This is a genomic window from Flavobacterium sp. (assembly GCF_020217025.1).
Taxonomy (GTDB): domain Bacteria; phylum Bacteroidota; class Bacteroidia; order Flavobacteriales; family Flavobacteriaceae; genus Flavobacterium.
The window spans coordinates 1-10,000 of record NZ_JAIWOF010000224.1 but is presented as its reverse complement, the minus strand read 5'-3'; the positions used below and the strand labels follow the sequence as shown (position 1 = coordinate 10,000).

At 31.5% G+C, this 10,000-nt stretch carries 11 protein-coding genes and 1 tRNA gene; all 12 read right to left on the bottom strand.

The window, feature by feature from the left end; translation table 11 throughout:
* The coding region (locus LDL23_RS11825) for a hypothetical protein (protein WP_291265879.1) at positions 1–337 on the bottom strand (337 nt) is incomplete at its 3' end.
* A gap of 12 nt (positions 338–349) precedes the next feature.
* Positions 350–1,054 (bottom strand): hypothetical protein, encoded by a 705-nt coding sequence (locus LDL23_RS11820; RefSeq protein ID WP_291265878.1) that lies wholly within the window; start codon positions 1,052–1,054, stop codon positions 350–352.
* Between the two features lie 99 nt (positions 1,055–1,153).
* Positions 1,154–1,801 carry a response regulator transcription factor gene (locus LDL23_RS11815; RefSeq protein ID WP_194093161.1) on the bottom strand — a complete coding sequence of 216 codons (648 nt, stop codon included), beginning with the start codon at positions 1,799–1,801 and terminating at the stop codon, positions 1,154–1,156.
* A gap of 3 nt (positions 1,802–1,804) precedes the next feature.
* Positions 1,805–3,682, bottom strand: a complete 1,878-nt coding sequence (locus LDL23_RS11810; protein WP_291265877.1) for a sensor histidine kinase — start codon at positions 3,680–3,682, stop codon at positions 1,805–1,807.
* Between the two features lie 31 nt (positions 3,683–3,713).
* Positions 3,714–3,986: a hypothetical protein gene (locus LDL23_RS11805; protein WP_291265876.1), complete on the bottom strand. Its 273-nt coding sequence runs from the start codon at positions 3,984–3,986 to the stop codon at positions 3,714–3,716.
* 71 nt (positions 3,987–4,057) lie between these two features.
* The gene (locus LDL23_RS11800) at positions 4,058–4,744 is read right to left on the bottom strand and encodes a DUF4230 domain-containing protein (RefSeq protein ID WP_366935490.1); all 687 of its coding nucleotides are present in this window, start codon (positions 4,742–4,744) and stop codon (positions 4,058–4,060) included.
* Between the two features lie 38 nt (positions 4,745–4,782).
* Entirely contained in the window at positions 4,783–6,861 is a 2,079-nt protein-coding gene (locus tag LDL23_RS11795) for an OmpA family protein (RefSeq protein WP_291265875.1), read from the bottom strand.
* Between the two features lie 77 nt (positions 6,862–6,938).
* Positions 6,939–8,084 (bottom strand): GNAT family N-acetyltransferase, encoded by a 1,146-nt coding sequence (locus LDL23_RS11790; protein WP_291265874.1) that lies wholly within the window; start codon positions 8,082–8,084, stop codon positions 6,939–6,941.
* A gap of 65 nt (positions 8,085–8,149) precedes the next feature.
* Positions 8,150–8,632: a DUF1761 domain-containing protein gene (locus LDL23_RS11785; protein WP_291265873.1), complete on the bottom strand. Its 483-nt coding sequence runs from the start codon at positions 8,630–8,632 to the stop codon at positions 8,150–8,152.
* Between the two features lie 55 nt (positions 8,633–8,687).
* Complete coding sequence (locus tag LDL23_RS11780) at positions 8,688–9,137, bottom strand: KTSC domain-containing protein (protein WP_026724150.1); 450 nt, start codon at positions 9,135–9,137, stop codon at positions 8,688–8,690.
* 201 nt (positions 9,138–9,338) lie between these two features.
* Positions 9,339–9,593, bottom strand: a complete 255-nt coding sequence (locus tag LDL23_RS11775) for a GIY-YIG nuclease family protein (protein ID WP_291265872.1) — start codon at positions 9,591–9,593, stop codon at positions 9,339–9,341.
* Positions 9,594–9,635: 42 nt separating this feature from the next.
* A tRNA-Met gene (locus LDL23_RS11770) sits at positions 9,636–9,708 on the bottom strand.
* Positions 9,709–10,000: the final 292 nt, after the last annotated feature.

The following is a 10,000-nucleotide window of genomic DNA, read 5'->3' as shown; positions in this document are numbered from 1 at the left end:
CATTTTTATACACGTAGTTTTCAGTGTATTCGCCTAATTGTGTTTTAATATGAATCGATTGCAGTAATCCGTTTTTATAATTAAACGTATTCGTTCCTTCCATGTACATGAAATAATTAGACATGTTTTCGATTTTTGTAACCAAACCTTTTTCTAAATAAATCGTTCTTGTATTTGATAACTTATATTTATTTAATTCGAAATCAAAATAAAACTCTTTCTCTTCGTATTTTGTTACATCTGAAGTTAAATTAAAATCAGAAGCTTTGTATTTTGCAATTTGTGCATTCGTAAAACTTACTACCAATACGGCTATAATTGTGATTATTTTTTTCATTTTTATATTTTTTTAGAAGTTATATTGAACTCCAAAACCTACGTGATTGCTTTTAAAAGAAGAAGTTCCTCCGTTTGCATTTTTCCATGAATATTTTCCAAAATCGAAAACTGCATTACACGACCATTTTTCTGAATCGGATTGAAAAATTTGTGGCTGAAATCCCCAACCAAAATATTTCATAGTACGTTTTACCGTTTCATCTTGAAAATTAACTTCATCCACGTAAGCCGTTTCTAGAATTTTACCAGCTCCAACACCATAATCAAAGTGTAAACTATTAAAAACCGAGTAAATACCAATATAAACCGGAATTTGAACCATTAACGGCAAATCGTCAGAAAGTAATTGTTCTAAACCATCATCGATATGACCGTTATAAGAAAGTGGATAAACTCTTAACTTGGCACTTGTAACCCCAACCTTTAATTCGGTACTTCTGTCAGCCGCTAAAAAGTTAGCCCAATCTCGACCAATAACAGCTGCTCCTTTGAAACCGAATTTGGTGTTTTTGGTATAATTTACATGATACGAACCTTCTAAACTGGCAAATAATTGCATTGCTTTTCCTTTGTCGGCAACTTCGCCTAAATCGTCTCCAGGTTTTGAGAACGACATTCCCGTATTGAATTTTATGGCTAATTTGTCTAATTGAGCCGTTGCATTTTGAAAAGCAAAAGCCAAAATAAGTATTGAAAATAAAGGTAGTTTTTTCATAATTTCTTCAGAATTAGTAAAACATTTTTTGTTCTTAATTATGAAGTAAAATTATGCGGTAGACGTACGTAAAGAAATACGTAGAAATTCGTATATTGATTATATCAACTTGTTGTTTTTTGCTTTTTGAATGGCTTCCAACTTATTGTGAACTTGAAGTTTAGTGTAAATATTCTCCACATGTTTACGAATTGTTCCTGGTGATAAAAACAAGTTTTCGGCAATGGCGTTGTATTTTAATCCTTTGCTTAATTGCTCCAAAACTTCGATTTCTCTTGAAGTTAAACTGATTTCTTCTTTGGTGATTGAATCATCAAAAACTAAAGGTTCACGTAATAATTTTAGTGTTTTTAATGCAATGGAAGGCGTCATTCCTGCGCCACCAGATAAGGTTTCTTGAATTCCGTTATACAATTCTTGTGGATTGACTTCTTTTAAAAAATAACCATCGGCTCCTGCTTTTATGGCTTTGAAAATATTTTCATCGTTATCAAAAACCGTTAGCATGATGATTTTGATTTGTGGAAACTTTGATTTGATGATTGCCGTTGCTTCGATACCATTCATTTTTGGCATTTCGATATCCATCAGAATTAAATCGAGATTGTGATTTTTTTCTAATTTTTCAATGATATCTTGTCCGTGAATGGCTTTCATACGCACCTCAACATCTGCGAAAAAACTCAATTTATCTTGAATGGTTTTTTGAAGAAATGTATTATCGTCAACTATGGCAATTCTAATCATGGATTATTTGTTTAGAGAAATTGTGATTTGAGTTCCTTTGTTAAGTTCGGATTGGATTTTAAAAACACCACCAATTTCTTCGATACGTTTTTGCATGTTTACAATTCCGTTTCCTAAATCGATTGTGTCGATATCAAAACCTTTTCCGTTATCTGAAATTTCAATTGTAATTCCGTTTTCATTTGGTTTTACTTGAACTGACACTTCGGTTGCATCAGCATATTTAATAGCATTATTCACCGCTTCTTGAATGGTTCTGTACAAATTAACCCCTTCTAAAGAGGAAAACTTACTGTTTTTTAAACTGTCATCAACCGAAAATTTGAACGCTGTATTTTCTTTTACCGATTGCGCTTTTTCGATGAAATTATAAATTCTGGAACTTAAATCGTCAAACGTAAATTCGTTAGCATTCATAGCCCAAATCGTGTCGCGAAGTTCTACAATCGTAGTTTTCGTAAAATCGCTAATCTTCGTCAAATGATTTTTAATCGAATTCTCCATTGTTGGAAATCCGAATTTCAAATTCTCAACCGAAGAAATAATAAATGTCAATTGCGCTCCAATATTGTCATGCAAATCTCTTGAAATCGCCAAACGTTGTTCGTGTAATTTATTTTGATTTTCGATTTGTGCAATAGCCGATTGCAATTCAAATTCTTGCTTTTGTTGCAAATTTTTCAAACGTTGTTGACGGTAAATTAAAAACCCAACAATCGCAATGAAAAAGGCTAATAGCGAAAGAATAATTATAGTTGTGGTTTTCTTTTTGGCTTCGGCTTCTTTTTGTAACAGTTGCTTTTCTTTTTCAGCGGTTTGGTATTTGGTATTGATTTCTTCGACTGCTTTTAAATTGTCAATATTCAATAAAGAATCTTTTGCTTTTGAATACAGTTTATGATAATCGTAGGCTTTTTTAAAATCTTTTTTTGCCGAATTAATTAATGCATACGTATCATAAACATTGATTAATTCTTCCAGATTTCCCGATTTAGAAGCCAATTCAAAGGCTTTATCATTATAACTCAGCGCTAAATCGTATTTTTTAATATCTAAATAAACCGCTGCAATGTTGTTGTATTGAATAATCAAATCGTTTTGGTTGTTCATCTGTTTTTTTATGGCTAAAGCATCTAACAAATAATCGATTCCTTTGATGGTGTCTTGCAAATCGTTGATGTAAACCGAACCAATGTTATTATACAACTTCGCAATCGTTTGGTTGTCATTTGTTTCTTTTGATAATTCCAAGGCTTTATTATAATTCAACAAAGCATTTTGAGGTTGGTAATCGTCGAAATAACAATTTCCGATATTGACATAAGTTGCTGCAATATCTTTTTTAGATTGTAATTGATTAAAAATAACTAAAGCTTTATTGTTGTAAGCCAAAGCTTCTTTTGTTTTTCCTTGCGAATAATAAACGAGTCCGATGTTCTTGTACAAAGCTGCAATTTCATTTTTATATCCTTTTTTTTCTGCTATTGCTAAAGCATTGACATATTCTTGCGTTGCTTTTTTTGCTTCGCCTTTTTGATACAAAACACCGCCTTTGTTCATCATAGATTTTATAATTCCCAATGAATGATTAGCGTTTTTGTAAAAAGCGATGGATTTGTCCAAACTTTTTAAAGCGGCATCATGTTCTAATTGATTGATCAAAAATTTAGCCTCAATTCTGTAGAAATATCCTTTTATAGTATCGTTTGAATTTTTATCAATTATCAAGTGTAAAGAATCGATAGCCGATTTGTTTTTTGCATCGTTCAAATAATTGATGTCGTCTATTTTTTTTAGAAATTGATAAGTCGTATTAGGCTCTTTTTGTGCATTTACAAACTGAAAACACAACGATAAGACTATGACTAAATATTTGTTCATCATTTGGATTTTATATACTAAAAGTACTAAATTATTTCTTTGTAAGTAATTCGAATATTCTTTTTTGAAGCACAAAAATTTCTTCGCTCAATTTCTTCATATCGGATTTATAATTGGATTGAAAATCAGTTGAAATGGAGGCTTTATGATTCAATATTTCCTGCTTACTTGATAAACTATTAAATACCTCTTTTAATTGCTTCATCTTATGATAATGCATTTGCTTAATTCGTTTGTTAGCAATTATTAAAATTATCGCTAAGAGCAATAATAAGCACAAAACCACTACTATTATTTTATCCATAAAAAAAGTCATTAAATCAATTACAAATTTGACTTAATGACTTGGTTTTTTCAATACGAATAAATGCGTATTTAATTGATGATTTTGAGTTCTAAATCTTTATCGTTTTTTACGACATTTCCTTTGTATGATAATGTCCAACCTAAAGAATTTGTTATAATCAACATTTTAGAAAGCTCGCTCAACAATCTATTTTGAGCATTTGTTTTTAAGGTAGATTTCTCGATTTTTTTCAACAAATTGGCTCTAGCAATTTTATTTATCTTATTATAATCGTCACCCGTAAACTCATTGAAAGTTGAGGATTCGGTGTCATAATATTTAAAATCAGGACTAATTTTAATTTCTTCTTTTGGAATATTTGTAATGGTTAAAACTTTATTTTTTGCATCAATATCATAGGTAACTTTACTTAAATCGAAGCCAACGGTAACATCGGCATTAATTACCACCAATGCTTTTTTATCAAACGACAAACCTGGAATGTAGGTTTCTTTTTTGTCTTTGTATGTTAAAACTTCTGCAAAATGTCCTTCGGTTACTACTAATTTTCCAACGTTTTTAATTTGAACTTGAATTAAATTGGTGTCATATTCAATAGTTGTGGTATTTGCCTTTTTAGTAAAAAACTGATACGCTAAAAACCCAACAATCAACAAAATCAACAAATAAATTAACTTTCCCGAACGTCCAATCGCTTGTACTAATGGAATAAGCATATTTTTTATTGCGGTTTCGGTAGAACTTGTTCGTGCCATGATTTAAATTTTACACGAAGATAGAAAAGTTACCTGAATTATTTTTCAAGAATTACAAACTCTACTCTACGGTTCAATTGTTTGCCTTCATCGGTATCGTTTGTTGCAATGAATTTTGTTTCTCCGTATCCTTTTGCAGACAATCTGTCTTTTGCAATTCCTTTTCCTAACAAGTAATTCATAACGGCATTAGCACGATTATTAGATAATGTTAAGTTATCTGCATCCGCTCCAACAGCATCGGTATGACCTGAAATTTCAATCTTCATTTTTGAATTTGATTTTAAAACCTGAAGTAATTTATCTAATTCACCATACGATTCTGCTAACAATTCGTATTTTCCTGAAGCAAAGAAGATATTGTTTAATCGAATGATTTCTCCTTTTTCAATTGGGTTCAAATATAAATCTACTTCGATTTCTTTGTATTCCTTTAAATCTGATAAATCAACGTTTTGGGTAACGGCGTAATATCCTTCTTTCTCCGCCATAAAACTGTACTTTTCGCCATAAGGTAATACGATGGAATAACTTCCGGTTGATGGATCTGAAATAGCGGTTCCTAATTCTTTATTGGTTTTAAGTGCGTTGTAAACAATTAGAGCACTCATTACTTTTTTCGTTTTGCTATCGTATACTTTTCCTTTGACTAAAGCCACCGGATCTTGTTTTACGGTATTATCAATTTCCCAAATGTCTTGCTCTCTACCTACATAAGCCTTATCCCCTTTTGCTGAAAGAAAAATACTTAATTCATACCCTGGAGAATTGATGATATTTCCTAAATTTTCGGGCTTTGTCCAATTTGTCCAAGAATCATCTAGTCGTTTACTTACAAACAAATCGTAATATCCGTAGCCAGGGTGTCCTTTACTTGCAAAATAAAGTGTTTTTCCGTCGGCAGCTAAAAACGGATTGGTTTCATCTTCGAATGAATTTACAACATTCCCTAAATTTTTTGGTTTTGAAAATGTACCATCTTCTTTTACGTAACTCACAAAAATATCTTTTAAACCATATCCTTCTGGACGCTCCACAGACATAAGTAAATGTTTGTTATCGCTCGAAAGAAAATACCCCACATAATCATTTTTATTTACATAATCTTCTATTACCACATCTTTTGGAATTTCCCATCCACGCAATCCTTTTTGAGCTATTGAAACCCCTGCTCCATTTGGAGAAACTCCATCTGATGCATATTTATTACCTAACAGAAGCGTATTGTTGTCTGGAGATGAAGAAATTACAAAATTATAATCTTTATTATTTAATGGTCTTCCTATATTTTTTGCTTGTTCCCATTTTCCATTTCTATCTTTAACCGAATACCAAATATCGTCTTTATCGGTTTCAACGTTAGATGGATTATTTTTTCTATCAAAATACAAGATGTTTCCATCTGCAGAAATTACTGGATTTGTTTCTTCAATCGTTGTACTAGAAACTGTTTCTGGTAATTTTAGCATTTTTAAATTCGAATTAAATTCTTTCACCACATTAATTGAAGATGGATATTCAATTACCTTAAAATCTTCAGCTAAAAGCGTAACCCCTGCATCTACAATAAATCCGAATCTACCTCCGTAATAAGAATTATTTCCTGTTTGAAAAACCAATTCATCGTTTATAAACACTTTATAAATATTTGCTCTTTTTTCTACTTTTACTTTGTTCTTCTTGTCTTTACCATTCACTTGTTTTGAAGGTTCCCATTTTTTATCGTAATGGAAATCACTCCCATAATAATGATAAATTTGAAGTTGTTTATTGGCTGATAACTGCACAACTCGGTAATCTGAATTATCGCTATACATTCCCCAAACTAAACCATACGTAGCATATTCATTTGGTGTTTTATCCAAAATTAAAGTAGCTTCAACATCAAAATCAGTAGCGGTACCATCATTAACAATTGCTTTCCAAATCCATTTTGAGTTTTTTTCATGGTTGTTCTCCATTGTTAATTTTCCTTTATTAACAGATGTTACAAAACCATCAGAATTGGATGACCAAGTGTTTTTATCATCATCAAAAGTATCATTGAATTTTACATTCTGTGCCAATCCAAAAGCGGAAACCAACAAAAAGGTTAAGAGGGTAAAAGTTAATCGCATATCGTAAAGATTTAATTATTAAAACTTTACAAATATATTTTTTTAGTTTTATGCCTATATACGTAATATGCCGTATTTTATTTAAAAGGATGACGCTGTTGCCAATGTAATTCTGGCTCTAAATTTCTGAAGATTTTACCAATAAATCGATTGATTAATTTATTGTTGTGGTAGATAAAACCGGACATTTGAACAGGTGTTGCTCCGATAGAACTTTTAATTTCTAGAGCTGTTCTACCGAAAATAATTCGCTTAAATCCGTTTTCAATTCCATATTCCGTCATGTTGTACAACATATTTAAGTACAACATATTTTCTTTTTGAATGTGATCATTATAACCTAAGAAATAGGTTTCTAAAGTTTCATCATTTAGTAACAAAGTATGAAAACCTACTAACTCTTCATTTAGAAAATAACCAAAAATTTGGAATCGATTCCCGCATTGTCCTTTTAAGGTAGAAAAGTGATTTTTAGATAAGAAAAACGTATTGAAAGGTGCATTTTTGGCAACATAATGATACAACTCATATATCTTTCCTTCATTTTGAAGTACTTCTTCGTAAGAAAGATTCTTCATTTGAATGCCATCGAACTTTTTTCGAGCTCTTTTAAATTGATCGCGGTATTTTTTGGAAAGTGCAGCCACATAATCGTCTAAGGATTTCCAATTTTCATCCAAATAGAAAATCATATTGGGTTGTGTATTGAATTCGTAAATATTTGAAAAACGATACTTTTTCAACTCTACCGAACAATGATCGTAAAAATCTTTGAAGGAAACTAAGTGAATTGAAATTCCTTTTTTCTTGAAGTACAACGTGATTTCATCGGCACTTTGTAAAAGAATTTCACTTATATGATTGAAGTCGATTTCCTTTGAAAACACATAACCATTTTGACCTGTAATCATGTTATTCCCTAAAAATAAAGTATGAGATGCAAAATTTTTAAAGATAAAATTACGAATTGCAATTTTTAACGATTTATCGCGCTCTCCAAAAGATTCTAATTTATTCAAATCTAAATATTGCGCCAAAGAAACACCTATCAATTCTGAATTTTCAAAAATTCCAATATAAAAACACTCCATATTTACAGGAGCCGATTCTTCTAACACAGTTAAGTAAGGTGTTTGCAGAAATATGTTACTCTGGGCTACAATATCCCAAAGAGCAGGTAAATCTTTAACCGAATTGTATATTTTAAATGAAATTTTGTCCAAGGTAAAAATAAAATCGCTCCACAAAAGTAGAGCGATTCCTATATAATTAAATGTTAAAATTCAATTTATTTCCAGCCACAAATGATAGCTCCCATTAAGGTCATTACCACAATCCAATAACCAGAAGTTACAGCTGCGTATTTAAATGATTTTTGTTCGAACAAACAATTCGTTGCCACCACTGGTAAAGCAATAAATAATCCCGCCATGAATCCATGTAAAGCACCATGCTTAAAAGTTCTGAAGGCATCTTGATAATCTGCCATAAAAGTGGCATAAGAAGGCAATGCTTTTGTTTCATCTCCTCCAACCATTCCTAAAGCACCGAATTGATGAATCGTTATTGGCATCATTATAAAAGCTAACATAAAGGCAAATACAAATGTTAATACGAAAATTTTTGCCATATTTCCTTGTTTGGCTTTTTCCTCAGTCATCCCGACTTCATTCATCCAAATCGTTCCGAAAACTTTAGGATTATACCACACAAATCCAACAACAAAACTTGAGAGTGCTGCCACTAAAACAGCTAAAAAATTAATTTCCATACTTGATATAGTTTTTGGTTAGTATATCAAATATAGGAAAAAATTTAATAATTGTTTATTCTGCAACTATTTTGCTTGCACTGCGATATAAGAACTCATTATAAATGTGTCTTCTCGCAAAACGACTTGGAGACTCAGCATTTACCATTTTAATGTACGTTACTTTTGGCACGCTGAAATATTCGTAGTTACTTCCATCTAAAAATGAAATATACAACACCCCATTATCCATATAGAAATCTTGGATATTTACAGTTGAAGTAATTTTTTGATAAACTTCTTTGTTTTTCTCTTGAGTTTCAGGAGCAATACTAACCAAAAAATGGTATGCCTCAATAATATTTTTACTTCTTTCTTCAGCAGCTAAACGCTCCACTGGATCAGCAATAGTATCAGGATGATCTTCCTTCATGCTATTTCTGTAAATGGTTTTCAATTCTTTCAGCGTAGCTGTTTTAGTAACATCAAGTAACTTTCTGTACTCGGCAATTTTCTTTGGATTCATAATTTTTAAAAATAAAGGTGCAAAAGTAGTGTTTTATTATTTAATCAAGCAAGAAAAACAAAAACAATTACAACCATAATCATTTGTTAATGAATTAATTACAAATAAAAAAACTTCACAGAAATGTGAAGCTTCTTAGTAGTCCGCTAAAAACGGAGACTCGAACCTGTGTCCGCCATGGCGGATATGAGCCCGACGAGCTTATAGTTTAGAAATTATTTCTTTTATAAACTCTCTGCCTTTTCCTGATTTCAAATGCTTTTCTCTTTTTAAAGCCTCGGATTTTGTTGAGAAAAATTCAACATATATAACTTTCCAAGGCCTAAACTTGATTGTGTAACCTTTTTTACTCAAATAATTGTGAGATTTAAAACGTTCAATCAAATTTGATGTAAAACCAATATAAGTTTTACCATAATCCTCAGAGAATAATATGTAAACCACAAATTCTTCCATAACTTTATAAAAAAAGCTCCACATTTCTGTGAAGCTTCTTAGTAGCGGGAACAGGACTCGAACCTGTGACCTTCGGGTTATGAGCCCGACGAGCTGCCTACTGCTCTATCCCGCGATGTACGGTTGTAATTCAATAAATTCTTAGTAGCGGGAACAGGACTCGAACCTGTGTCCGCCGTGGCGGATATGAGCTCACCTTACTCGCTGAAATTATCACTTCTTAGTAGCGGGAACAGGACTCGAACCTGTGACCTTCGGGTTATGAGTTTAAAAACTCTTTTTAATTAAAAATTAAACCCTTGAAAATCAATAACCTAAATTATTATTTACCAGCTTAAAAAGTAAAAACGTTTACGGAATCGTTTACTTTATTATGATGCAAATTTATATAAAAAAATTAAAGCCAC